General features: G+C 68.3%; 17 protein-coding genes and 1 pseudogene. 12 read left to right on the top strand and 6 right to left on the bottom strand.

Going from position 1 to position 25180, the window contains the following annotated elements; genetic code table 11:
• The first annotated feature begins 122 nt into the window (after nt 1-122).
• The 10 genes from ON34_RS30680 (at nt 123) to ON34_RS30635 (ending at nt 13711) form a co-directional block, all read left to right on the top strand.
• Nucleotides 123-2957 carry an ATP-binding protein gene (locus tag ON34_RS30680; RefSeq protein ID WP_040786285.1) on the top strand — a complete coding sequence of 945 codons (2835 nt, stop codon included), beginning with the start codon at nt 123-125 and terminating at the stop codon, nt 2955-2957.
• Between the two features lie 38 nt (nt 2958-2995).
• Nucleotides 2996-4792, top strand: coding sequence for an acyl-CoA dehydrogenase (locus ON34_RS30675; RefSeq protein WP_040786283.1), 1797 nt, complete (start codon nt 2996-2998; stop codon nt 4790-4792).
• Nucleotides 4793-4839: 47 nt separating this feature from the next.
• Complete coding sequence (locus ON34_RS30670) at nt 4840-5451, top strand: QsdR family transcriptional regulator (protein ID WP_245548280.1); 612 nt, start codon at nt 4840-4842, stop codon at nt 5449-5451.
• 259 nt (nt 5452-5710) lie between these two features.
• Nucleotides 5711-6466: a GntR family transcriptional regulator gene (locus ON34_RS30665; RefSeq protein ID WP_040786379.1), complete on the top strand. Its 756-nt coding sequence runs from the start codon at nt 5711-5713 to the stop codon at nt 6464-6466.
• Nucleotides 6467-6694 (top strand): 4Fe-4S dicluster domain-containing protein, encoded by a 228-nt coding sequence (locus ON34_RS30660; RefSeq protein ID WP_039797742.1) that lies wholly within the window; start codon nt 6467-6469, stop codon nt 6692-6694. It begins immediately after the preceding gene.
• A gap of 12 nt (nt 6695-6706) precedes the next feature.
• Nucleotides 6707-8131 (top strand): ABC transporter substrate-binding protein, encoded by a 1425-nt coding sequence (locus ON34_RS30655; RefSeq protein WP_040786253.1) that lies wholly within the window; start codon nt 6707-6709, stop codon nt 8129-8131.
• Nucleotides 8128-8985: an ABC transporter permease gene (locus ON34_RS30650; RefSeq protein WP_040786252.1), complete on the top strand. Its 858-nt coding sequence runs from the start codon at nt 8128-8130 to the stop codon at nt 8983-8985. Before ON34_RS30655 ends, ON34_RS30650 begins: the two co-directional genes overlap by 4 nt.
• A complete protein-coding gene (locus ON34_RS30645) occupies nt 8982-9722 on the top strand; it encodes an ABC transporter ATP-binding protein (RefSeq protein ID WP_040786249.1) in 741 nt (246 codons plus the stop codon). Before ON34_RS30650 ends, ON34_RS30645 begins: the two co-directional genes overlap by 4 nt.
• Nucleotides 9719-12421: a fumarate reductase/succinate dehydrogenase flavoprotein subunit gene (locus ON34_RS30640; RefSeq protein ID WP_040786247.1), complete on the top strand. Its 2703-nt coding sequence runs from the start codon at nt 9719-9721 to the stop codon at nt 12419-12421. The genes ON34_RS30645 and ON34_RS30640 overlap by 4 nt, the downstream gene beginning before the upstream one ends.
• 126 nt (nt 12422-12547) lie before the next feature.
• Nucleotides 12548-13711: a MarP family serine protease gene (locus ON34_RS30635; protein ID WP_051023371.1), complete on the top strand. Its 1164-nt coding sequence runs from the start codon at nt 12548-12550 to the stop codon at nt 13709-13711.
• A 138-nt stretch (nt 13712-13849) separates the two neighbouring features.
• On the opposite strand, the gene ON34_RS30630 is transcribed toward ON34_RS30635, so the two are convergent.
• Nucleotides 13850-14434 carry an NAD-dependent epimerase/dehydratase family protein gene (locus tag ON34_RS30630; protein WP_040786372.1) on the bottom strand — a complete coding sequence of 195 codons (585 nt, stop codon included), beginning with the start codon at nt 14432-14434 and terminating at the stop codon, nt 13850-13852.
• Nucleotides 14435-14539: 105 nt separating this feature from the next.
• A complete protein-coding gene (locus ON34_RS30625) occupies nt 14540-15022 on the bottom strand; it encodes a GNAT family N-acetyltransferase (protein ID WP_040786245.1) in 483 nt (160 codons plus the stop codon).
• Between the two features lie 205 nt (nt 15023-15227).
• Here ON34_RS30625 and ON34_RS30620 point away from each other — a divergent pair, with 205 nt between their 5' ends.
• The gene (locus ON34_RS30620) at nt 15228-15722 is read left to right on the top strand and encodes a phosphoribosyltransferase (protein WP_245548279.1); all 495 of its coding nucleotides are present in this window, start codon (nt 15228-15230) and stop codon (nt 15720-15722) included.
• A gap of 6 nt (nt 15723-15728) precedes the next feature.
• On the opposite strand, the gene ON34_RS30615 is transcribed toward ON34_RS30620, so the two are convergent.
• The gene (locus ON34_RS30615) at nt 15729-16256 is read right to left on the bottom strand and encodes a MarR family winged helix-turn-helix transcriptional regulator (RefSeq protein ID WP_063821779.1); all 528 of its coding nucleotides are present in this window, start codon (nt 16254-16256) and stop codon (nt 15729-15731) included.
• 352 nt (nt 16257-16608) lie between these two features.
• Nucleotides 16609-17754, bottom strand: a pseudogene (locus tag ON34_RS30610) (histidinol-phosphate transaminase).
• A gap of 440 nt (nt 17755-18194) precedes the next feature.
• Between ON34_RS30610 and ON34_RS30605 the strand changes: the two are divergent.
• A complete protein-coding gene (locus tag ON34_RS30605) occupies nt 18195-20768 on the top strand; it encodes an ATP-binding protein (protein WP_040786239.1) in 2574 nt (857 codons plus the stop codon).
• 1177 nt (nt 20769-21945) lie between these two features.
• On the opposite strand, the gene ON34_RS30595 is transcribed toward ON34_RS30605, so the two are convergent.
• Together ON34_RS30595 and ON34_RS30590 are read right to left on the bottom strand one after the other, a co-directional pair.
• Complete coding sequence (locus ON34_RS30595; protein WP_063821778.1) at nt 21946-23421, bottom strand: phytoene desaturase family protein; 1476 nt, start codon at nt 23419-23421, stop codon at nt 21946-21948.
• Nucleotides 23418-25175, bottom strand: a complete 1758-nt coding sequence (locus ON34_RS30590) for a DUF3556 domain-containing protein (RefSeq protein WP_040786235.1) — start codon at nt 25173-25175, stop codon at nt 23418-23420. Before ON34_RS30590 ends, ON34_RS30595 begins: the two co-directional genes overlap by 4 nt.
• Nucleotides 25176-25180: the final 5 nt, after the last annotated feature.

Here is a 25180-nt window from a genome sequence, read left to right as displayed (position 1 = left end):
GTAACGAGGGGGTCGCCGAATCACGAGAATTCGTTATCTTGCCGCCGGATCTCTCTTTACCCGTCGCGGTTGTTCACCCGCCGCACTTGGCACCGACCGTGCGCTGCGGGCATGATCGCGCCGTGGTGAGCCTTCCCGTGTGCGGTGCCTTCGTCGGGCGGGCCGCCGAAGTCGCGGCATTGCAGGACGCCTACCGGGACCCGGCGGTGCGTACCGTGCTGGTCGCGGGCGAGGCGGGTATCGGAAAGTCGCGGCTGGTCGCGGAGTTCACGACGCGGGTGGAGGCGCGGACGGTGGTGTTGCGCGGACGCTGTCCGGAGTTCGGCGCGACGGGCGTGCCATTCGCGCCGTTCGTCGCGGTTATGCGAGCGCTGTTGCGAGACCGAGGGGTGGACGGGCTGACCGCCCTGCTCCCGGTGGCCCAGCCCGCGCTGGCGCGGTGGCTTCCCGAACTGGCCGCGCGGTCGGGGGCAGGAACCGACACCGATCGAATCCGGTTGTTCGGTGAGATCTTGACCGTGCTGGAACAGCTGGCTTCGACCAGGCCCGTGGTGGTGGTCCTGGAGGACCTGCACTGGGCCGATGACGCCAGCCTCGAACTGCTCGCCTTCCTGGTCGCCAACCTCGCCCAGCGGGATCTGCTGCTGGTCGGCACCTATCGGCCCGCCGATTGCGAACCATTGCGCAAGCTGGTCGCGGGGTGGCGCCGCGACCCCGGCGTCCGGCTGCTGGCTCCGGCGCCGCTCACCAAGCACGAAGTGGGCAGGCAACTGGCCGCGCTGCTGAGCCGGGAGCCGGAACCCGGGACGATCGCACGAGTCTTCGAGCGCAGCAAGGGAATTCCGTTGTTCGTCGAGGCACTCGGCCCCGCGCCGGAGGACACACCCGCCGACCTGTCCGAGCTGTTGCTCGGGTACCTGTCCGACCTCCCCGACCACACCGGTTCGGTGCTGCGGCTGGCGGCGGTGGCCGGGTCACCGATCCGCCACACACTGCTGGAGGGCGCCACCGACCTCGACGCGCACGCGCTCACCGCCGCCCTGCGTCACCTGGTCGACCAGCAACTGCTGGTCGCCACCGACACCGGCTACGAGTTCCGGCACATCCTCCTTCGCGACGCCGTCTACGACCATCTGCTGCCCGCGCAACGAAAACAACTGCACGCCAAGCTTTGCCAGGTACTCGCCAGCGACCGGGCCCAGTTCCCCTCCGGCGAGCTGGCCTATCACGCGTACGAGGCGGGTGATCTACCGCTGGCGCTCGAATCCGCTTGGCATGCCGCGGCCGACGCGGAAAGCGCAGGCGCCCATGCAGATCAGGTGCGTCACCTGGATCGGGTGCTCGAACTGTGGGACCGGACACCGGAAGCCGCGAGCCGGGTGGGCGCCGCTCGGCTCGGTGTGCTGGAAGCGGTCGTGGCGGCCTGCCACCGCGGCGGCGTCATCGAGCGGGGCGTCGCGGCCGCCGACGAGGCGCTGGCCGCCATCGATGCGGCCATCGAACCGGAGCGCGCCGCCCGGCTGCACCACTATCGGGCCGGATTGCGCAATCAAAGCAGCAGCGGCGGCGAAGACGACCTGCTCGCGGCCCTGGCGTTGCTTCCAGCCGACCAGCCGACCGTGCTGCGCGGCGAGGTGCTCGCCGAACTCGCCGCCGCGCGCGCGTTCAGCGGTGACGCGGCCGCCGCCGAAAGCGACGCGCGCGCCGCCGCCGATGTGGCCGAACAGCTGGGCGACCAGGCACTGGCCGCGCGTGCCTACGCGTATCTCGGGCTGGCCGCCGCAGACCGTCCTGAGGTGGCCCTAGCGCATTTCGAACGGGCGCATGCGGCCGCGCGCGATCCGGGAACGCTGCTGACGGTGGTGCTGTGGGAGTCGGCACTGCTGGTGGCGTCGGGTGCGAACGAGGCGGCCATCGCCACGATCCAGCAGGGGCTGCGCGCCGCGCACGAGACTTACCGTTTCGTCGAGACCGGGCCGATTCTGCTGGTCAAATGGGCCCAGGCGCTCACCGCGCTGGGCCGCTGGGATGAGGCGCTCGATCTCATCGACGAATCGCTGACCGAGCGGCTGCCGCCGCTGAGCACCGCCGCGCTGCTGCTGTGCCACGCCCGGATCATGCTGGCACGCGGGGACGCGGATGCCGCGGAGACCAGCACGAAATCCGCGCAGCCCCTGCTCGGCGACCGCCGATGGGCCAGGCAGTACCAGATCCAGCTGCACACCGTGCAATCCGAGCTCGCGCACGCGGCGGGCAACCCCCAGCGCGCGGCCGAAATCGGCGCCGCGACCCTCACCGCCGACGACCTCGCCACATATCATCACGAGGCGTGGGCATTGGCCGCCACGGTGGCGCGAACCCGCTGCGCCACCATGGTTCTCGACGCCGTCACAGAAAGATTGCCGGTGATCACGGCTGTCGACGCCGCTTACCGGGGCACTTGCCGCGCCGTGCGCAGTGGCCGTCCCGCCGATTGGACGGCGGCGGTGTCGTCCTGGCGAGCCCTGCGCCAGCCGTACGAGCTGGCGCGCAGCCTGCTCGAATCCGGCGAAGCCGAACTGGCCACCGGCGATCGGGCGGCGGCGCGCACCGCATTGCGCACCGTCCTGGAACTGGCGGGCGAATTGCAGGCGCCGCCGCTGCGCGAGCAAGCCGAACAGCTGGCCGACCGCGCCGGGATCGTTCTCGATGGACCCGCGGACCGGCCGCCGGTCGCGCAGCGGCCGAGCACCGCGGGCCTGACGCCCAGGGAACTCGACGTGCTGCGGCTGGTGGCCACGGGTGCGAGCAATCGCCGGATCGCGGCCGAGCTGTTCATCAGCGCCAATACCGCCGGTGTCCACGTCTCGCGCATTCTCGCCAAGCTCGGCGCGGCCACCCGGACCGAGGCGGCCGCGATCGCGCGGGAGCGCGGACTGCTCGTTGCCGACGGACGAACCGACCGGCTACGGTCCTAAGATACACTGGCTCGAACATGTCTCGAAAGGACGGGCTGATGCGGTCGACCTTGCTGTCCCGGCGCGATCTCGATTTCCTGCTCTACGAGTGGCTCGACGCGGAGGGGCTGACCAAACGCGAGCGCTACGCCGAGCACTCGCGGGAGACCTTCGACGCCGTGCTCGAGCTCAGCGAGCAGCTGGCCACCAAGTACTTCGCACCGCACAACAAGCTCAACGACGCCAACGAACCGACCTTCGACGGCGAACGCGTGACCATCATCCCCGAGGTCGGCCGCGCGCTGGAAGCCTTCGCCAAGGCCGGATTGCCTTTGGCGGCAATGGATTACGAACTCGGCGGCGCGCAACTGCCCGCCACCGTCGCGCAGGCGAGCTACGCGTGGTTCCAGGCGGCCAACCCGGGCACCGCGGGCTACCCGTTCCTCACCGTGGCCAACGCGAACCTGCTCGTCGCGCACGCCGATCGGGAGCTGGTGGACAAGTACGTCCGTCCGATGCTCGCGGGCCGGTTCTTCGGCACCATGTGCCTGTCGGAGCCGCAGGCCGGTTCGTCGCTTGCCGATATCGTCACCCGCGCCGAGCCCCAGGACGACGGCACGTATCGGCTGTTCGGCACGAAGATGTGGATCTCCGGCGGCGATCACGAACTCGGCGAGAACATCGTGCACCTGGTGCTGGCGAAGATCCCCGGCGGACCGGCGGGCACCAAGGGGATCTCGCTGTTCGTGGTGCCCCGCTTCCTGGTCGGCGACGACGGCGCGATCGGCGAACGCAACGACGTCGCGCTGGCCGGGCTCAACCACAAGATGGGCTACCGCGGCACGGTCAACACCGTGCTGAACTTCGGCGAGGGCCGCTGGACGCCCGGCGGCGCACCCGGCGCCGTCGGCTACCTGGTCGGCGCACCGCATCGCGGGCTGACCTACATGTTCCACATGATGAACGAGGCGCGAATCGGCGTCGGCCTGGTCGCCGCCGCGCTCGGCTACACCGGCTACCTCGAGTCGCTCGATTACGCCCGCACCCGCACCCAGGGCCGGGCCAAACTGCCCGCCGACCCGGCCGCGCCGCAGCGCCCGATCATCGAGCATGCCGACGTGAAGCGAATGCTGCTGGCGCAGAAGACTTACGCCGAAGGCGGCTTGGCGCTGGTGCTGTACTGCGCCCGGCTGGTGGACGACCAGCGCACCGCCGAATCCGAGGAGGACCGCCGCGCGGTCACCCTGCTGCTGGACATCCTGACCCCGATCGCCAAGAGCTGGCCCGCGCAGTGGTGCCTGGAGGCCAACAGCCTCGCCATCCAGGTGCTCGGCGGCTACGGCTACACCCGCGAGTACAACGTCGAGCAGCACTACCGGGACAACCGGCTCAACCCGATCCATGAGGGCACGCACGGCATCCAGGGCTTGGATCTGCTGGGCCGCAAGGTGACCCAGCAGGGCGGCGCGAGCCTGCTCGCCCTGGGCGGGCGGGTCGAGGCGACCATCGCCGCCGCCCGCGCGGCGGGTGGCGAGGCGGCCGAGCTCGCCGCCCAGCTGGAGGCGGCGTGGCGTCGGCTGGTCGAGGTGACCGCGGGACTGTTCGCCTCCGGCGACATCGAGGCCGCGCTGGCCAACAGCTCGGTGTACCTGGAGGCGTTCGGGCACATCGTGCTGGCGTGGATCTGGCTCGAACAGTTCCTCGCCACCGGGGACCGTTCCGGCGACTTCTACGATGGGAAGCGGCACGCGGCGCGGTTCTTCTATCATTTCGAACTACCCAAGACGGCACCGGCGCTGGATCTGCTCGCCCGCTTGGACCGGACTACCCTGCAGATGCGCGACGCCTGGTTCTGAACACGCCCCCATTTCGATACATGCCCTAGAGGATGTATCATTCTTCGGTGATCGATTCCAGTCAGCGGACCACCCGCCCTCCCGGCCGACCGGCCTCCGCGACCAGGGAACAGGTCATCGAACACGCCCGCAAGGCGTTCCTGGCCGGTGAGCGCGTGGACATCCAGGCCATCGCCGGGCAACTCGGGCTCAGCCGCGCCTCGATCTACCGCTGGTTCGGCTCCCGCGACGGCGTGCTCGGCGCGGTGCTGGCCGGAGAGTTCGAGGCCCTGCTCAGCCGCGCCGACGCACGCCGTCGCTCCACCGGCGCACGGCGCATCCTGGACGTGCTCTACCGGGTCAACCGCTGGATGACCGACAACGAACCGTTCCGCCGCTATTTCGAGAACGAGCCGCTGTCCGGGCTGCGCATCCTCACCGCGGGCGACGGACCGGTCCAGCCGCTGATCGTCCAAACCGTCCGGGAGCTGATCATGCGCGCGGCGCAGGAGGACGGCTACCACCCGCCGCTGGAACCCGCCCTGCTCGCCTACGCGCTGGTCCGCCTCGGCGAGGCGTTCCTGTACAACGACAACGTCGCGGGCATCCGCGGCGACATCGACCGCCTGCACGAGGTACAGGCGGCGCTGCTGGGCATCCCCGAGGCGATCGAGAAGTAGCGGGCCTACGACCCGTCTCCGTAGATACGCCCGCCGCTCCCCACATCCCGCGGCATTCGGATCGGCGTGATCCGAATTCGCTCGCCGACGCGAGGGTGGCGGATTACCCGTGCCGCCGCGCATAGTGCCAGGTCGGCGCCAGGATCACCCGGCGCAATAGCATCCCCTGATTTCCGGCGGGCTCTTGGCGGGATCAGGGGTGGCCGCGGCCGCATTATCGTCGCTATCCGTGCAGGTCAGCGATGGAAAGGCGGAGGCGGTGACAGCGGAACCCACTCCCGTGCGGCAGTTGCGCGCCGACCAGGCGCGGCGGGTGGCCGATATCCTGCGCCACCAACTGCACGCGGGCGCGTTCGACAGCACGCTGCCGAGCGAGCAGGAACTCGCCGCCGAGTACGGCGCCTCGCGCAACACGGTCCGCGACGCCTTGGCGCTGTTGAAGGACGAGGGCCTGATCGACCGTGCGCCGAAGGTCGGCACCCGGGTGGCCACCCGCAAATACGACCACGGCCTGGACGCGCTGCTCGGTTTGCAGGAGACCTTCAAAGGCCACGGCACCGTGCGCAACGAGGTGCGCGCCGCGATGCACGTCACCGCACCGCCCGCCGTCGCGCGCCGCCTCGGACTCGCGCCGGGCGAACGCGTGGTCTACCTGGAGCGGCTGCGCTACCTCGCGGATCTGCCGCTGAGCCTCGATCTCACCTATCTCGCGCCCGACATCGGCACCGAGGTGCTCGGCCACGATCTGGAGCACACCGACATCTTCGTGCTGCTGGAACGCATCAGCGGCCGCTCCCTGGGTTCGGCCGATCTGACCCTCGAGGCGGTGCCCGCCGACCCGCACACCGCTTCCACCCTCGACGTCCCCGGCGGCGCGCCGCTGCTGATGCTGGAACGGCTGACCCGCCTCGACGACGGCCGCCCGGTCGACCTGGAGTACATCCGCCTCCGCGGCGACCGAATCACTATGCGCGGCAGCCTGACCCGCAGCACCCCCGAATGGAAGGTCCTCTAGATGGCACTCGTGAATCAGCGCGCCGACATCCCCGTCACCATCGACGAGTCGCTCTGCATCCAGGGGTGCACGCTGTGCGTCGAGATCTGCCCGCTGGACTCGCTGGCGATCAACCCCGAGAACGGCAAGGCCTTCATGCACGTGGACGAGTGCTGGTACTGCGGGCCCTGCGCGGCCCGCTGCCCCACCGGCGCCGTCACCGTCAACATGCCCTACCTGCTCCGCTGATCTGGAAGACCGATGAAAGCAAAACTCGCCCCCGTCCTGCTCGCCGCCGCGCTCGCACTGACCGGCTGCTCCCTGGAGAAGACCGACGCCACCCCGGCCGGCACCGTCAAAGTGGTCATCGGCTACCAGTCCAAGACCATCAACACCGTCACCGCGGGCACCCTACTGCGCGCGCAGGGTTTCCTGGAGCAGCGGCTGGCGAAGATCACCGCCGACGGCGGCGCGAAGTACCAGGTCGAGTGGCAGGACTACGACACCGGCGCGCCGATCACCGCGCAGATGGTGGCCGAGAAGATCGACATCGGCTCGATGGGCGATTACCCGCTGCTGATCAACGGCTCCCGCACGCAGGCCAACGAACGCGCGAAAACCGAACTCGTGTCGGTCACCGGGTACAACCCCAAGGGCGCGCTGAACATGGTTGTGGTGCCGAATGATTCGGCGGCAGCCGGGATCACCGATCTGGCCGGGCAGAAGATCTCCGCCAGCGTCGGTTCGGCCGGGCACGGCACGTTGGTGCAGGCGCTGTCGCGGGCCGGGATCGACCCGGCCAAGGGCGTGGAGGTGCTCAACCAACAGCCGCAGGTCGGCGCGACCGCGCTCGAATCGCACCAGGTGAGCGCGCTGTCGCAGTTCGTCGCGTGGCCCGGTCTGCTCGTCTTCCAGAACAAGGCCAAGCTGCTCTACGACGGCGCCGAACTCGGCGTGCCCACCTTCCACGGCGTGGTCGCCCGCCGCGCGTACGCCGCCGAGCATCCCGAAGTGCTGCAGGCGTTCCTCGCCGCGCAGCTGGACGCCACCCAGTTCCTGCGCGACAAACCGTTCGAAGCCGCCAAGATCGTCGCCGACGGCTCCGGGCTGCCGCAGGAGGTGGTGTACCTCTACAACGGTCCCGGCGGAACGAGTTTCGACACCACGCTCGAGCCGAGCCTGATCGCCGCGCTCAAAAGTGATGTTGCATACCTGAAGTCGATCGGAGACTTCGCCGACCTCGATATCGACCGGTTCGTCGAGGACGCCCCGCTGCGCAAAGCCTTCGCCGAGACCGGCCGCGACTACGACCGCGAACTGGCGGACAAGACCAACCCCACGCGCGTCACCGGCGCCGATCCCGTCTGCGGCACCGCCGCGCAGAACCCCGCGCTGGCCGGAGAGCTGTGGCTCGACGGCGCCGACACACCGCAACCCGCCGCCGACCCGACCTGCCTGCTCCGCGCGATCCACGCCGCGAAGGCACAGGGCAAGACGATCCGTGCCGCGTACGTCCCGGACGCCGAACTCGGCACCCGCTGGTTCGCCGACAAGGCGGTGTGGCTGCGCGACGGCAACACATACCTGCCCTTCACCACGGCCGCCGCGGCGCAGCGCTACCGGCAGGGCCACCCGTCGGCCACGCCGGTCGGCTACGAGCAGGCCGTCACGGAAGTACGCGGATGACAAGCGAACTCGCCGCCCACTCGGCGCAGGTCATCACGTCGGAGCCGACCGCGGCCCGGTCGGCACCGACGCCGCCATCGGTGTGGCGCTCACGCCTGCTGCGGGTCGCGTCGGTCGCCGCCGCGGTCGGTGCGTGGCAGTTGCTCACGGCCAACAACGTACGGGCGGCGGGCCTGCGCTTCGACACGCTGCCCACCGTCACCCAGATCGTCGCCGAATTCGGCACCCGCCTGCGCGCCGACCAGTACTACCTGGACATCGCCCAGTCGCTGCTGCGGATCGTCACCGGTTTCGGGCTGGCCGCGGTGGTCGGCGTGATCGCGGGCATCGGCCTCGGCCGGTCCCGGCTGCTCGCCGACACCCTCGGCCCGCTCGCCGAACTGGTCCGGCCGATACCGGCGATCGCGCTGGTCCCGGTCGCGATCCTGCTGTTCCCCAGCGACGAATCCGGCATCGTGTTCATCACCTTCACCGCGTCGCTGTTCCCGGTGCTGGTCAGCACGCGGCACGCGGTGCGCGCGCTGCCGACCATCTGGGAGGACGCGCTGCGCACACTCGGCGCGTCCCGGCTGGACGTGCTGGTGCGCGTGGTGTTCCCCGGCATCCTGCCCGGCGTCTTCAGCGGCCTGTCGGTCAGCGTCGGCGTGGCGTGGATCTGCCTGATCTCCGCGGAGATGATCTCCGGGCGTCTCGGCGTCGGCTACCGCACCTGGCAGGCGTACACCATCGTGGACTATCCGGCGGTGTTCGTCGGCATGATCACCATCGGCGTCCTCGGTTTCGCGACATCGGGGCTGGTCGAGCTGGCCGGCCGCCGCATCACCCGCTGGCTGCCCAGGGAGGTCGAGGCATGACCACAGTGATCGAAGCACCGGCCTCGACCGGCATGCGCTTGAGCCTCGGCGGCGTCCGGATCGCCTACGGCGGCCAACCGGTACTCGACCGACTCGACGTGACCATCGCGCCGGGCGAAATCGTCATGGTGGTCGGCAAATCCGGCTGCGGCAAGTCGACGCTGCTGCGCGCCCTCGCCGGACTGCACGCTCCTGCGGGCGGCGCGATCCTGGCCGACGGCGTCGCCGTCACCGGACCCGCCGCCGACCGCGCCCTGGTCTTCCAGGACGACGCGCTGCTGCCGTGGCGCACCGCGCGGCAGAACATCGAACTCGCCCTGCGCCTGGGCGGAACGCCCCGCGCCGAACGCCGGACCACGGCACTGCGCTGGGTGGAGGAGGTCGGGCTCACCGGGTATGCCGACTATCTGCCCCGCGACCTGTCCGGCGGCATGCGCCAGCGGGTCCAGCTGGCGCGCAGCCTCGCGGCCGCACCGCGCGCCGTGCTGATGGACGAGCCGTTCGGCGCACTCGACACACAGACGCGGGAGACCATGCAGCGGCTGCTGATCGACACCTGGCGCGCCCATCCCACCACCGTCGTCTTCGTCACCCACGACCTCGACGAGGCCCTGCTGCTCGGCGACCGCATCGCCGTGCTCGGCGGCGGCACCCTGCGCGCGCTGGTGCCGGTGCCCAGCCCGCGCGAGGCGATCGACCGATCCGCGACGAAGGCCGAGATCCTGGAGAAACTGTGAACATTCCGTCGCTGCCGGAACGGATTCGGCTGGACTGCGACGTGCTCGTCATCGGCGGCGGCACCGCGGGCACCATGGCCGCGCTCACCGCCGCCGGGCAGGGCGCGAACGTGCTGCTGCTGGAGAAGGCGCACGTGCGGCACTCCGGTGCGCTGGCCATGGGCATGGACGGCGTCAACAACGCCGTCATCCCCGGCAAGGCCGAACCGGAGGACTACGTCGCCGAGATCACCAGGGCCAACGACGGAATCGTCGACCAGCGCACCGTGTACCAGACCGCGACGCGCGGCTTCGCCATGGTGCAACGGCTGGAACGCTACGGGGTGAAATTCGAGAAGGACGAGTACGGCGAGTACGCGGTACGCCGGGTGCACCGCTCCGGCTCGTACGTCCTGCCCATGCCCGAGGGCAAGGATGTCAAGAAGGCCCTGTATCGCGTGCTGCGGCAACGCACGATGCGCGAGAAGATCCGCATCGAGAACCGGCTCATGCCGGTGCGCGTGCTCACCGACAACGGACGCGCGGTCGGCGCCGCCGCACTGCACACGCGCACCGGCGAATTCGTCGCAGTCGGCGCGAAGGCGGTGATCCTGGCCACCGGACCCTGCGGCAGGCTCGGGCTGCCCGCCAGCGGCTATCTGTACGGCACCTACGAGAATCCGACGAACGCCGGCGACGGCTACTCGATGGCCTACCACGCGGGCGCCGAGCTCAGCGGCATCGAGTGCTTCCAGATCAACCCGCTGATCAAGGACTACAACGGCCCGGCGTGCGCGTATGTCGCCAATCCGTTCGGCGGCTACCAGGTCAACGCCCGAGGCGAGCGCTTCGTCGACTCCGACTACTGGTCCGGACAGATGATGGCGGAAGTGAAGCGCGAGATCGAATCCGCGCGCGGACCCATCTACCTCAAGGTCTCGCACCTGCCGGACGAGACGCTGAGCACGCTCGAAGGCATCCTGCACACCACCGAGCGCCCGACCCGCGGCACCTTCCACGCCAACCGCGGCCACGACTACCGCACGCACGACATCGAGATGCACATCTCCGAAATCGGCTTGTGCGGCGGGCACTCCGCCTCCGGCGTGTGGGTCGACGAGCACGCGCGCACCACGGTGCCCGGCTTGTACGCGGCGGGCGACCTGGCGTGCGTGCCGCACAACTACATGATCGGCGCGTTCGTCTTCGGCGATCTCGCGGGCGCGCACGCCGCGTCCACGCTCGAGGATGTCGCGGCGCCGGGTGAACTGCCGGAAGACCAACTGGCCGCGGCACACGAACTGATCTACCGGCCGCTGCGTCATCCGGACGGGCCGCCGCAGCCGCAGGTCGAGTACAAGTTGCGCCGGTTCGTCAACGACTATGTGGCGCCACCCAAAACGGCCACCAAACTGGCCATCGCGGTGGAGACCTTCGAGCGCATGCGCGGTGAGATCGAGGGCATCGGCGCACGCACCCCGCACGAGTTGATGCGGGCGGTCGAAGTGTCGTTCATCCGCGACTGCGCCGAAATGGCCGCCCGCAGCTCCCTGACCAGGACCGAATCCCGTTGGGGCCTCTACCATGAGCGCGCCGACCTCCCCGAACGCGACGATGTCGAATGGCGATACCACCTCAATCTCCGCAAGAACCCCGACGGGACCATGGCATTCCTGAAGCGGCCGGTGGCGCCGTACCTGGTTCCGGTGCCCGGACTCGACGACCTGCCCTCGGCCGATGCCGGGGCGGTGCCAGTGCACCAGCCGCCGACAGCCGCAGGCCGTGCGCCGCACACCGGCGTCGCCGCTGAGCACGGCTCCGGAGCCGGGAAGCAACCCGCCTCTCCCCCGTCGCCCCGTATCGTCGCGCTGCTCGCGCTGGACGAACCGACCGTTGCGCAGTTGTCGGCCTATCTGACGGATCCGGACGCGGGCGTGCGGGCCGCGGCGATCTCGGTGCTGACCGAGCACACACCGGACGGCTTCACCGCCGTCCTGATCGACGCGCTCGACGACGAGGCGGCTTCGGTACGGCGCGCGGCCGCGGCGAGCCTGCGGGAACTGGTGGAGGTCTTGCCCTCGGCGGCCGGGCTGTCCGACCGGCTCGCCTCCCCCGATCCGGTCGTCCGCGCCACCGTGATCGATCTGCTGCGCGCCCTGCGGGCCGGAGCGGCCGCGCAGTACCGCGCGGCTCGCTCGGACGGGGATCACCGGGTGCGCATCGAGGCGGTCCGCGCCCTGGTCTCGCTCGACGACCGCGACGGCGTCGCCGCCCTCGCCGACGACGACAATCGCGAGGTGCGCATCGCGGTCGCCCAAGGACTGGCCGCGATCGGCGACGGCGGCGCCGAGGTGATCCGCCGCCTCGCGGGCGATCAGGACCCGCTGGTCCGCGCCGCCGCGCTCACCGCGTTCGCGCGACTCGGCGTCGAGTCCGAAGACGTCACCGCACTGGAGGCCGCGCTGCGTCATTCGGCCTGGCAGATCCGGGTGGGCGCGGCCCGTGGACTGGCCGCGGCCGATCCGGAGCTCGCGGTGCCGATCCTGGCTGCGGCGCTGGGCGATCCACATCTGGACGTGCGCAAGGCGGCGGTCCTGTCGCTGGCGGGGTGGCCGGAGCGGCCCGCCGCACACGCCGCGCTGCGCGGCGCGATCGACGACACCGACGCCGATGTCCGCGCGTATGCCCGGCGGGCGCTGGCCACCCAGCCCACCGCCTAGGGGAAGCTGGTTGCCGCAGCTCGAATCGCTGATTAGATTAGCGGCTCGACCGTTGCCGATCCGCTAGCTGAGTCATAACCGGGGCGGCGACGCCGGCCGACGGCGACCGAACCGCCGGCGTCCTCGATGATCAGCGACGGGAGTGTGGCGTTGACCTTGCCGAACTGGCTGGATCTCGCCGTTCTCGTCGCACTCGTCGGCGCCGCGGCGCTCGGCTGGCGCCGCGGCGCGATCGTGGCGCTGCTCGGCTTGGCGGGCGCGTTGGCCGGTGCGATTCTCGGTGCGACGCTGTCGGCTACCGCGCTGGCGAGTCTCGCGCCCGGCGCCGTGCGACTGCTGCTCGTGCTGATGGTGATCACCGGATTGGTCGCGTTCGGCGCGATCGCCGGGCACCGGGCGGGGTGTACCGCGCGCACGGCGGTGTCCACACGCGCCGCTCGGCGTGCGGACGCCGTCTGCGGATGCTTGGTCCACGCGCTGGCGGTCCCGCTGGTGGTGTGGTTGTTCGCCGCGCCGGTGGAATCGGCGGCCCTGGTCCGTGATTCGACCACCGTGCGGACCGTCGACGATATCGCGCCCTTCTGGTTGTCCGGGCTGTCCGAGGTGCTCACCGCGCCGATCGCGGACGCAGGGCTGGCCCGCCCGCTGGCGCCGCCCGACCCGGGCATCGCCGACGGACCCATGCCCGCCGAGTTGCGGCCCAGCGTGCTCCGCATCCAGGATCTCGCGCCGACCTGCGGAGTTCGCCAATCCGGTTCCGGATTCGTGATCGCGCCGGAGCGGGTGCTGACCAACGCCCACGTCGTCGCGGGGTCCACCAGGGTCTCCGTCGACGCCGCGGACGGGCCGCTCACCGCGAGCGTCGTGCAGTTCGATCCGACCATGGACATCGCGGTGCTCGCCGTCCCCGGCCTCTCGGCGCCCACCCTCACCGTCGCGCCCCGAGCCGCCGGGCCGGGCGCCGACGCGGTCGCGCTCGGCTACCCGAGAGGCGGGTCGTACACCGCGGTGGCGACCCGGGTGCGCAGCCGCGCCGCACGCCAGGTGCGCGACATCTACCGCACCGGTCTCGGTGAGCGCGAGATCTACACCCTGGACGGCTCGATCCAGCACGGCAATTCCGGGGGGCCGCTCGTCGACCTCGACGGCCGGGTGCTCGGCATCGTCTTCGGTGTGGACGAGAACAACGACAGTGTCGGGTTCGCGACGAGTCTGCCGGAAGTTCTCGATCGGCTCGATCACGGTTGGCTCTCCGACCGGCCTGTCGACACCGGCCCCTGCGCGACTTAGCGCACGACTACACCTTGCTGGCGTACAACTTCATCGCGCGACCACGCGCTTCTGTGCTCGGTCTATACACCGATGCTCACTCGCGACCCGCGCACAGCTCGGTTGGGCGCGCGTCCACACTTTGCTCGCCAAAGGCGCTCACGACGCGTCGGCGACGATCACGACGCCGCTGGAAGCGTCCAGCAGCGGGATCGTCCGCTCCGCGGCGTCGTCGACGTGCACGCGCGGGTGCGGGGGCAGCTCGGCCTCGTAATAGGTGCCCGGACCGTAGAACTGGCCGTACTTCACCACCACGCCGTCGATTTCCAGCACCGCGGCCTCGTGCTCGCGAATCCCCGCGCCCCGCCCCGCGGGCGGCTCCCAGGCGATGCTCTGCGCGAGAAACCGTTTCGCTCCGGCGGCCCGCGCGGCCGCGATCAAGTTGCGCGTGCCTTCGGTGCGAATGCGCACATTCGCCTCGGCCCGTTCCGCGAGCAGCGCCGCGTCGTCCGGCAGATCGGTGAGTTGGTGCATCACCATCTCCGACCCGAACCCGACCACAGCCGCAGTCAGCGCCTCGGCGTCATAGACGTCGCATACCACCGGCTCGGCACCCGCGGCCCGCACCTGGTCGGCCTTGGCCGCCGACCGGGTCATCCCCGCGACCTCGTGCCCCGCCTCGATGAGCAGCGGAAGCAAGCGGACGCCGATCACGCCGGTCGCACCGGCCAGGAAGATGCGCACGGTGCTATTTTGCCGCGACTCGGCCACGCACCGGTAGGCCACGCCGTGCACGCCTTACGAGCGCCATTCGCGGCACCGGGGCGCTGCGATCGCAGCGCCGCGGAATCAGCTCCAGCACACTCGGGCGGTGACCTCGTCGCCGTCCACCGCGTATTCGATGCCGCGGGCGCTCAGCATGCGCAGCACCGCGGTGTTGTCCGCCGTTGTGCTCACGAACAGGGAGGTGTAGCCCTCGTCGGTCGCCCGCTCGATCAACCGCGCGAACACCGCGGTCCCGATGCCGCTGCCGCGATGGGAACGGCCGATCCACACCCCAGCTTCTGCGACGCCCGTTTCGATGGGGCACAATCGGGCGGCCCCGACCACCGCATCGTCCGCGACAATGCAATAGGTCGATTCGATCGGCGGATCTGCCAGTGCCCTACCGCGATGGAACTCTCGGAACGCCGCTTCCCGCTGCGCGTTCCAGCCCGTGCCCGGTCCGTCCACCGGCATCACCTCGCCCGGAGCGGCGTCCGTCACCGCGGCGTGCAGCAGCTCGGTGAGCAGCTGTTCGTCGAGGGGTTGGAGCGTGACGTTGTCGGGCACAGGCTGATCGTGTCACCGGAGACCGGCCGAGGGCGAGGGATTTGTCGGCTCGCAGCGGCGTGATCGGCAGTCGCGGCACGGGCCTGAATGGCGAGGCCGGTGCCGTCGAGCGCGTGTCCTTGCAGCTGACCCGCGCGTTCGGCGGCAGACCCGCGGGCGTCGTCCGCTCTATGCTCACTGCGACGCGTCCAGGAAAGGAGAGCCGGTGGCGGATCGGGAAGTGCTGACCTGGGAGATGTTCGGCGCGGCGAGCCGGGAACTCGCCGTGACCATCGCGGAGGACGGCTTCGAGCCCGACCTGATCCTCTCGATCGCCCGCGGCGGGTTGTTCGTCGCGGGCGCGCTCGGCTACGCGCTGGACGTGAAGAACCTGCACGTGACGAACGTGGAGTTCTACACCGGCGTCGACCAGCGCCTGGACATGCCGGTGATGCTGCCGCCGGTCCCGCAGGCCGTGGATCTGGCCGGTGCCACCGTGCTGGTCGCCGACGACGTCGCCGACACCGGGGCCACCCTGAAGCTGGTCCGCGACTTCTGCTCCGGCCAGGTCGCCGAGGTGCGCTGCGCGGTGATCTACCAGAAGCCGTGGTCGGAGGTCGACAGCGAGTACGTCTGGCGCCGCACCGACCGCTGGATCAACTTCCCCTGGTCCACCGAGCCGCCGGTGGTACGACGCCGAGCGCAGGTGCTCGACGCGTAACCCGCCTCAGCGCCCGTGATGTTCGCACGCCACCGCGTCCAAACGCTCGCCGAGCGCGTTGACCTGATCACGCAGCGCGACGACGGACTCGAGCGGATACCCGACGGCGGCCAACACCGATTGGACCATCTCCCTGGCCCGCCGCCGCAGCGCGTGCCCGGCCTCGGTCGAGCGCAACTCGACCGATCGGCGGTCATGCGAGCAGCGCACGCTCTCGACCAGACCGCGCGCCTGCAGGCGCTGGATCAGCGGCGAGACGGTCCCGTAGTCCAACCGCAGCTGTTCGCCGAGTTCCTTCATGGTCATGCCCGGTCTCTCCCACAGCGCGAGCAGGGCGATGTACTGCGGATAGGTGACCTCCATCGCCTCCAGGAAAGGCCGATAGGCGGCGGTCATCGCGCGCGATGTCGAGTAGAGGGCGAAGCACAACTGGTTGGCGAGCGCGAGCAGGTCGTGGTCCACGTCTCGTGCGGTGGCGGGCGCCCCGGCCGGGTCGACACGCACCGCTGAAGAAGGATGCGCTGCATCGGGCATCAGGTCACTTTACTGGAACGAATTCGCCCTTCGAAATGTGTTGTTACCACGTCAGTGCACGCACATGCGCGTGCCAGCTGTCCGATGGTGCCGGAGGTGGGTGCGATGAGGCCCGGTCTGGTCGTGCCGACGCTGCCGGGCGTGCCACGCGCCGGCGCTCCTGCTCGGCGAGCGCGCCGGGGTCGGGTTCACCGCCTTGTTCCGCTCCGCCGCCGAGCGGCGCCCCGCGGGGCGTGCAGTGCGCGCGTGTGGACGCGAATGGGCGGGTGATCGACAAGGTCGAGCCGGTGCTGCCGAGGTTCGAACCGCGTCAGCAGGGCGGTGGCACCGCCCTGCTGACGACGAGCGGTCTTCACCCGCACGCGCCGCATCTGGTCGAGATTTGTTGGGTGGCTTTCAGAAATGCGTCGTTTTCCTCGGCACTTCCGATTGTCATACGGAGGTGATGAGGTATTCCCGGCTCACGAACGAGAACGCCACGAGCGAGATAGTCGTGCCACGAACTGTAGCTGTCCTCGAAACGACCGTAGAGAAGAAAGTTGGCTTCACTGTCGACTACACTGAATCCCATCTCGCGCAACGCCGCCGTAACCCTCACCCGCTCGCTCACCACCTCGGCTACTCGCTCTGATATCTCCTCCGAGTGTCGGAGCGTGGCCAACGCTGCCGCTTGGTTCAATCTCGATAGATGGTACGGCATGCGGACAAGTTTCATCGCTTCGATAACCGCTGGAGCGGCCACCATATAACCGACCCTCCCGCCCGCGAAAGGAAATGCCTTGCTCATGGTTCTCGTCACGAGTAATTTTTCCGGAAAAAATATCGAGGAGTTCAACAGTGCTTCCAGCGGAAGAAAACTCGGCGTATGCCTCGTCGACGACTACCATTCCCGGCGCTTCCCGTAGTATGGACTCCAGATCTGCAATAGATGTTGCGCGTCCGCTGGGATTGTGTGGATCACTGACGAGGACGATGTCCGGGCGGTGTGCGCGGATGCATCCGATGGCATAATCCACATCGAGCAAAAGGTTCGGCCTACGTATTCCCTCGACCCACTCGAGATCGGCCACGGAAGCAATGAAGCTGTACATCGAGTAATCTGGGACAAAGCTCAGAACACGCCCGTCAGAGTCACCGAATAGTTGCATGATTTCTGTAGTATTTCGAGTGACCCATTTGCGACCCAGACATTTTCCGCTCCAACGACGACTTCGCTGTGCCGAGTCACATAGCCTGCGAGCGCGGCACGTAATGAAGCCGCCTCGCTGTCTGGATAGCGATTCAAGGAGCTCAACTCCGCCCGGACCGAATCGATGATGTCATCGGCCAGTTCCCGAGAGGGAGGAAAAGGGCTTTCGTTCGTGTTCAATCGCACCGGCGTCAACGGCTGCGGTGGTGTGTACGGTCGCTGCTTCAGTAAACGCTTCCGCACCGGCAAATCCGCCAGAATTACTTTCGCTCCCGGCAGGCGGGCATTCTTTTCCTCGTACGAAATCATATCTTCCTCATCAGTGTTAACCCATCTGGTGGCGGCACCGCACGAAACGAGCGTTGCCACTGTCATAGAAATTCACAGCGAATGGTAGAAGAATCGCCTTGCCGAGTTCGCTGGGCACTAACCTATTCGTCGCGCCGCAGAAACCCGACGAGCGCTCCACTTCCCTGGTGGCGATACCGATATAATGTGCTTCCTGATCATTTCCATCTCCTTCGTGTGATGGGCGAGATGGTGCTGGTCGCGGCCGACCATGCGTAGGCTCAGGCCCTCGTGTCGGGTGACCACGGTGCATCCTTTCGTTGATGAACTCGCCTTGACGCTGCACGAATATTCGAGCCGCATAGGTAGGAGTCCCACATCGGTAGCCATGCGGCGTTCCCGAACGCCGCGACTTTGGGATTCCTACCGCCGCAGCGCACCCGGATAACTAGGCTGATGGTGTGTCGTTACAACGTCCGCCGAGGTCTGGCGGTCTGCCAGCGGCTGCCGATGGTTTCATCGGTCGAGAACGAGAGCTGGAGAAGATCGCAACACTGCTGCTCGGTTCCACCCGGCTGATCACGCTGACCGGCTCCGGCGGCATCGGCAAGACCCGGCTAGCCACCGAAGCCGTGCACCGTTATCGCCGAGCCAGGCGGGTCCCAGTGCACTGGGTGCGGTTGGCGCGTTTAGCCAAAGGCGCCAACGCCACAGCGGTCGAGAACGAGCTGGCGCAGTCGGTGGTGGAAGCGGACTTTTCCGGCCGCTCAGCATGGGATGCCGTGGTCGACACGCTGACGCCCTCCGAAGCGGTGGGTCGCAAGTTGCAGTCGATCTTGGTAATGGACAACTGTGAGCACGTTCTGGATGGAGCCGGGGAGGTAATCGCCGATCTGCTCGCTGCGGTACCTGAGCTGACCGTGCTGGCGACCAGCCGTGAGCCGATCGGCTGGATAGACGAGCAACTGCTACCGGTCCCGCCGCTGACACAGGACCAGGCTCTATCACTCTTCCGCGCGCGGGCGCAGCTGACCGGTCATGCCATTACCGACGGTGATATCGGCGTGGTCGGTTCGATCTGTCGGCATGTGCACAATCACCCTCTCTACATCAGGCTGGCCGCTGCGCGCCTGCTACACCAGCCGCTGCCGATCATCCTGCGAGAGCTGAGCGGGGAGAGCAGCGACCGGCGGCTGCACTGGTCGCATGGTTCCCGCGTGGGGGCCGACGAGCGGCACCGCGGAATCCGCGATGTCATCGCCTGGTCCTACGACCTGTGCGGAGACAAGGAGCAGCTGCTGTTGGAGCGCCTGTCCGTATTCGCCGCGGGCTACGACGCCGACGACCCGGACGACGACGCGGCCGCTGCCGAGGTGGGCGCCGAGCTGGAGGCGATCATCGCGGTCTGTGCCGACGCCCCGGAGCCTGGTATCGCCGCCGACGAAATCGAAGGTTTGCTCGAGCGCCTCACCGATCGATCTTTGGTGACCGTCCACCGGACGCGGACTGCCGTGCGCTACTCGCTGCTGGAAAGTTTACGGGTGTTCGCCCAGCAGCGGCTGCGTGAGCGCGCCGAGGGCGAGTGGGACCGGCTGGCCGGGCGACACCGGCGCTACTACCGGGACAAGGTGCGACAGGCCAGCGAGGACTGGTACAGCCCGGCTGAAACGGAGGTGCTGGATTGGGCCAGCGCGGCATGGGACAACCTGCAGTGTGCGATCGACAGCAGCCTCGACGACCCGGCGGAAGCGGTGCTCGGCCTCGAGATCGCCCTCGGGCTCATCACCGTGCGCGTGTCGTTTTTCCGGGGTTCGCTGCGTGAGCCACGGCGCTGGGTCGAGCAGACGATGGCCGCCGCACGCAGCCCCGAGTTGCAGCCGGTCGAGCTGCAGATCGCCGCAATGGCGGCAACCGCCTGGATCACCCTGTGCCAGGGCCAGCATGAGGACGCCGAGCGCCTGCTCGACGAATGCGTCGCCGTTTGCTGTCCCGATCCCGAAGGCCGGTCCCAACTGCGCGCCGACCCCAGCGTCGACCTCGGGCTGCCCCCATCCGTGGAACTCGCTCGCGGCGCCGAACTGTTGCTGGCACGGCGCGATGTGCGGGCGTTACCGGTGCTGGCCCGGGCGCGGGAGAGGTTCGCGGCGGGCGGCGATCGCGGCGGTGCCTCCATGAGCGAGTTGTTCGAGGCGCTGACCGCGTGCTTCTGCGGTTCCCGGGAACAAGCGCTGGAAATCGCCCGGCGTCATTTCGACAACGACTTGCGGTCGGGTGCTCCCGTGTCGATCTCGTTCGCGGGATTGTCCTGGGCCATCGCGCAGACCAAATACGGCGATCCGAACGAGGCATTGCTGCTCGCGCGTACCGCACTGGCGAAACAGCTCGCGATGCGCGATCAGTGGGGTGCGGTCTGGGCCGTGCACATCTGTGCCTGGGCACTGGCCCGGCTGTGCGCCGACGCGCGGCCAGAACCCGGCCGCCGAGCCGAAAAACCGGCCGCCCAGGCAATCGAAATCGCGCGGCTGCTGGGCGGTGCTGCCACCATGCGGCGTCGGCTGGGAGTGAACATAGAGCATCTCGGCCCCTTCGCGGACGAGACCGACCGGGCTCGCGACACGGCGCGGAAAGTGCTCGGCGACCAGGTGTTCACGGCTGCCGAGGCCGAGGGTGCGATGCTGCGTACGGAGCTCGACGAGGTGGCCCGCCTCGCCCTGGGCAAGCTGTCGCTGGACCGGCTCCCGGTCAACCATCCGATCCGGCGGCAGCAGCCCTCCCCGTGGGAGGAACTGTCCGAGGCCGAACAGGAGGTGGCGATACTGGCGGCGGCGGGCTGGACCAACAGCGCGATCGCCGCCCGGCGCGGCAGCTCGTTCAGAACCGTCGACGCCCAGATGGCCGCGATTCTGCACAAACTGATGATCAGCTCGCGTGAGCACATCATCACTCTGGTACCCGCCGGCCATCGAACCCGGATCGCCCGGGAGGCCCAACGTCGGCCGCACCGTTCCAGCACGAGAGAACCTCGATTGCGCTGACCCGTTCCGTCCCCACCTGCCGACCTTGAAATCACGTTGATGACGCAAAGTCCCGACAAACTGGACACTCGCGGATCACGGGGTTGGAGCACTCCAGGACGTGATCGAGGCATTCGCCGCCGCCACCCAACACGACGAGGGCTTGCGACAGTGCCATGGCTTATCGGGGGACTGCTTCGAGCACCGGTTCGGAAGTCGTAGCAGGCAGCAAACTCACATCGAGAGTTCGGGTCTCCGAAGCCGGCCTTCAGCTCGCCCCTGGGCTGGTGGCATGTAGGTAGGTAGGTATTGCGGAAAAGTCGCCGTTTGCCGATGTGGAGCTAGGTACCTAGCGGACAAGGATGGGAAGTGCCGGCGACAAATGCATCAATCTCCCGGAAAAAGAGTTCAACTGTACGACGACATCAGGCCGAGGAGCGATTGCGACCCTTGCGATGCACAACGAAGTGCAGAGTAGAGCAACGGCGCTCGGTAGGGTCACAAACTCCTCGGCAGGCAGTCGTCGCCCCGACGGTACCTCCAGTGCACTTCATGCTCGGAAATTCGTAGGCATGCGAGGTCGAACTCGACTGGCATGCTGAGCCGCCGGCAGGCACGCATGTTCAGGTGCGTCCTGCGCTCACAGATGACAACCCGCCCGGCTGTGGGACGTGATCTCCCGCGGCCGGCCCTACCGCAAACCCGGATCCTGCGATGACTTCTCTACTACCTCTTGCTTACGGGTACGTACGCGACGATCTGCTGCGTGGCCATGACCCAACTTTGAGCGACGACAGACTACGGACCGCCGCCAGATCACTCGGCTACACGCTGGGAACCGTATTCCACGAGCCGACACCGCAGAGCGCGACACTGCCGCCGGCATTCGTCGATCTCGTTCACGAATGCCGGCGAGCCGAGGCGCACACCGTGCTGACGCTGCAGGGACACCTTTCGGGCATGTCCGTGTGCCGGATGGTCCTGCTGGCGGTTCTAGACGTGCGAGCCGATGCCGCAGTCCAAGAAGTCGACCCCTGAACCCATGCTGCTGGACCGACCACGCTGACAGCAATCGCCACCCGCTCGCGATAAACGATCGGCGCAATCAGGAGGGGCCACCGGTATGCCGACACGCTATGAACACTCCGCTGACGCGGATTCGCTGCGAGTGGGGTGTCCTAACGGGCATCAGGACACTTTACTGGGATGGATCCGCCCTCCGCCGCGTGATGATCGCCGAGTTCGCGTGCCCCTCGGTGGGGATGGCCAACTCTCGTAGTGCCGCGATCGCGGCGTTGTATCCGCTCATTCCGTGTGCTCCGGGTCCTGGCGGGGCGGCGGCCGAGCAGATGAACATTCGGTCGGCAATATGGTAGGGGCGCACAGTGATACGCGGTCCCCCACAGATCAGTTGGCGGACGTTCTTGTCGCCGGTGAGGATATCTCCGGCCACGTAGTTGGGGTTGTAGGCCTGCATGTCGGCGGGGCCGACCACGGCGGTGGCGACGATGCGGTCACGGAACCCGGGTGCGAACCGTTCTATCGCGTCGAGCAGTAAGTCGGTGATGTCCTCCGAATACCGTTGCGGTACATGTGCATACAGGTCGATCGGGTGTACGTTTCCTCGTGATCGCGTCGGGTCGGCGAGGTACTGCTGTCCGACCATGATGAAGGGGTGTTCGGGAAGCCGTCCTTGATGGATCGCGCGTTCGGCGCGCACCACATCGGCGGCGTTTCCGCAGACGTGCACGCTTCCCGCCTGCCCGGCGTGGGGGTTGGTCCACGGTATCCCGCCCTCCACGGCCAGGCTGACCTTGTAGGCGGCCGGTCCGTGCCGGAATCGCCGGTATGCCCGGGAGATCCGCGACGGGAGCCGGTCACCGGCGATGTCGGCGATCGCGGCTGGGGCGAGGTCGAACATCACGAGATCGGCGGGCGGCAGCTGACCGAGCGACTCGACCCAGATGCCGGTCTCGATCGTGCCACCCAGATCCGTCAACGCGGCCGCCATGGCGTCGGTGATCGCTCGCGAGCCGCCCACCGCGACCGGCCATCCGTGACGATGTCCGGCGGTGGTGATACCGAGACCGATTGCCGCGGACAGGATCCGATGCTGCGGTTGCCAGCCGTGCGCCATGTTTCCGGCGAACAACGCCCTTCCCTGCTCGGTCCGGAACAACCGGCCCAGCGCGGTGGCGGGAATCAGCGTCGGAAGCCCGAATCGGGCCAACCGCAGCGGATGCGACGGTCTCCGCAGGAGCGGTCGCATGAAATCGGTGGCCAACAGCTCGTATCCGGCGGACGGGCCGCCGAAGATATGACGCCAGACCGAGCCGTCGCGGCCGAGGCCCGCCGCGGTCTCCTCGACGGATCGATACAGCACTCCCGCGGTTCCGTCGTCGAGCGGGTGCACGCAGTCTATGTCCGGCCACGCCCAGGTCAATCCGTATCGGGCCGCGTCCATTCCGGTCAAGAACGGTGAGCCGACAGCCATGGGATGGGCCATCGCACAGTGGTCGTGCAGCAGGCCGGGGAGGGTCAGCTCGCCGGAGCGGGTGCCGCCGCCGATGGTGGCGGCACCCTCGAGCACGGTGACGTCGACGCCGTGACGGGCCAGCGTGACGGCGGCGGCCAACCCGTTCGGCCCGGAGCCGACCACGATCGCCGTGGTCATCGCACCCCCGCCGAAGGCCTCCGGGTGTCGTCGCGGCCGACGGGGTGAACCGGGAACGAATCGCCCGGCTCCGGCCACGGCTGACGGGCCAGCATGTCCCGCACCAGCACATAGCCCTCCTCGATGACACCGCACGCGGCGTCGACGATGCGATATGCCTGGCGTTGCCGGTGGATCGGCTGGGACTCGAGGATGACGACGCGCAGCTCGCCTTCCTCGAACCGGCAGCGACGTTGCACTGCGGCCAGCAACTGTTCGTTGTGCAGGTGCCCTTCACCGAAGTTCCAGCCCAGCAGCGGACCGGCGACTATTTCTCCGTCGCGGACGGTGTAATCGTCTTCGTTGTCGACAGCGCGGGCGATCAGGCCGTTGAGCGCCCGGCCGTGGGTGTGCATCGAGCGCCAGCCCATTCCGCTCTGGAGCACCATGTCGGCGATCTCCGGCCCGTAGAGCTTGGTCAACTGGATGACCGGCAGCGCGGCGCTCTTGGTCACCTGCCGCTCGAGCTTCAGTTCGGCGTCACCGCGGAAACACCAGGCGCTGGTGGCCCAGTTGCCTGCGTAGTAGCGCATCGACGCCAGGAACGAAACCCATTGCGGGCGAACATGTCCCAGGACCACGACGACCGCGGAGAACAGAATCAGCGCGAGCACCAGCGGTGATCGAAGCTCTTGGACGTGGATGTACCCGTAGTGCCCGAACAGGTAGAACAGGCTGACGATGAAGAAGATGTTCCATTCCAGCGGCACGCCCATCGGCACGGTGGAGATGATGTGCAGGTGGAAGACGGCCATGAAGATGATCGCCGCCCAGGTCAGTGGGCCGCCGTCGCCGAAGAAGACCAGGTAGGCGGGAACCAGGTACTCCACGACGGTGCCGCCGTGGGCCAGCAGGACGGGGATCCGTGACGGGCGCAGATCCCGCGGCGGGTCGCGGTACATCTTGCGCTTGAGCCACGGCATCCGCAGGGCGGGGCTGTTGCTCATCATGACAGCCACCACGTGGCCGAAGTGATGGTTGAGCTTGGACGTGGCCGCACCCCACCACAGCGCGAGCATGACCAGCTCGAGTCCGATCACCATGTCGGCGAACGGGGCGAAGAACATCAGCAGCATCACCAGATAGTGCTCGGGGCGGGCGGCCAGAAACACCGTCTTGTCCCGCAACCCGAGCAGGCCGAGCGCGACGACCAGAGCGACGACGACGGTGGGGTCGAGCAGGCCTACGTGACTGCCGTCCACCGGTGGCGCACCGTGGCCGGATGCGAGCAATGCGCGAATTCCGGATCCGATCACGACCGCATACAGGATGACGTCGATGATGCCGCGCTCGTCACCGCGAGTGAACGGCACCTTCCCCGGCCACGGCGGCAGCCGCAGCGTGCCGGGACGCAGGAAATACAGCAGCCCGCCGACCGGCGGCACGAACCGCGTGGTGAGCGGCCCGAAACCGCAGCCGAAGCCGAAGATTTCGAACAGCAGGGTCCAGACGACCAGCTTCTGGTAGGCGATCGGCTCGGTCCACCACGAGGTGACATCGGTGAGCGCTCCGAGCCCGGGAGTCAGGGAAATGACCGCCGCCGCACCGAGGAGGTACAGGGCGCACTTGACGATATAGAGCACATAGACGGCGTAAGGGGTGCCGAATCCGTGCTCGACCCAGTGTTGCGCGACGGTGCGAATCCGTTCACCGCGCGGGCGGGTCTTCCATTCGGCGTAGTCGATGTCCGGAAGGTCCGGTTTTGTGAATCCCATGGCAG

The organism is Nocardia pneumoniae NBRC 100136 (genome assembly GCF_000308755.1).
Classification (GTDB): Bacteria; Actinomycetota; Actinomycetes; order Mycobacteriales; family Mycobacteriaceae; genus Nocardia; species Nocardia pneumoniae.
Note: the sequence above shows the minus strand (reverse complement) of the source record. Positions and strands in the feature narration are given on the sequence as shown.

Excerpts from the sequence above, each read along its gene's own strand:
- ON34_RS30645 (WP_040786249.1), top strand. The coding sequence starts at position 8,982 with ATGACCACAGTGATCGAAGCACCGGCCTCGACCGGCATGCGCTTGAGC.
- ON34_RS30655 (WP_040786253.1), top strand. The coding sequence starts at position 6,707 with ATGAAAGCAAAACTCGCCCCCGTCCTGCTCGCCGCCGCGCTCGCACTG.
- ON34_RS30650 (WP_040786252.1), top strand. The coding sequence starts at position 8,128 with ATGACAAGCGAACTCGCCGCCCACTCGGCGCAGGTCATCACGTCGGAG.
- ON34_RS30615 (WP_063821779.1), bottom strand. The coding sequence starts at position 16,256 with ATGCCCGATGCAGCGCATCCTTCTTCAGCGGTGCGTGTCGACCCGGCC.
- ON34_RS30675 (WP_040786283.1), top strand. The coding sequence starts at position 2,996 with ATGCGGTCGACCTTGCTGTCCCGGCGCGATCTCGATTTCCTGCTCTAC.
- ON34_RS30595 (WP_063821778.1), bottom strand. The coding sequence starts at position 23,421 with ATGACCACGGCGATCGTGGTCGGCTCCGGGCCGAACGGGTTGGCCGCC.
- ON34_RS30660 (WP_039797742.1), top strand. The coding sequence starts at position 6,467 with ATGGCACTCGTGAATCAGCGCGCCGACATCCCCGTCACCATCGACGAG.
- ON34_RS30635 (WP_051023371.1), top strand. The coding sequence starts at position 12,548 with ATGATCAGCGACGGGAGTGTGGCGTTGACCTTGCCGAACTGGCTGGAT.
- ON34_RS30590 (WP_040786235.1), bottom strand. The coding sequence starts at position 25,175 with ATGGGATTCACAAAACCGGACCTTCCGGACATCGACTACGCCGAATGG.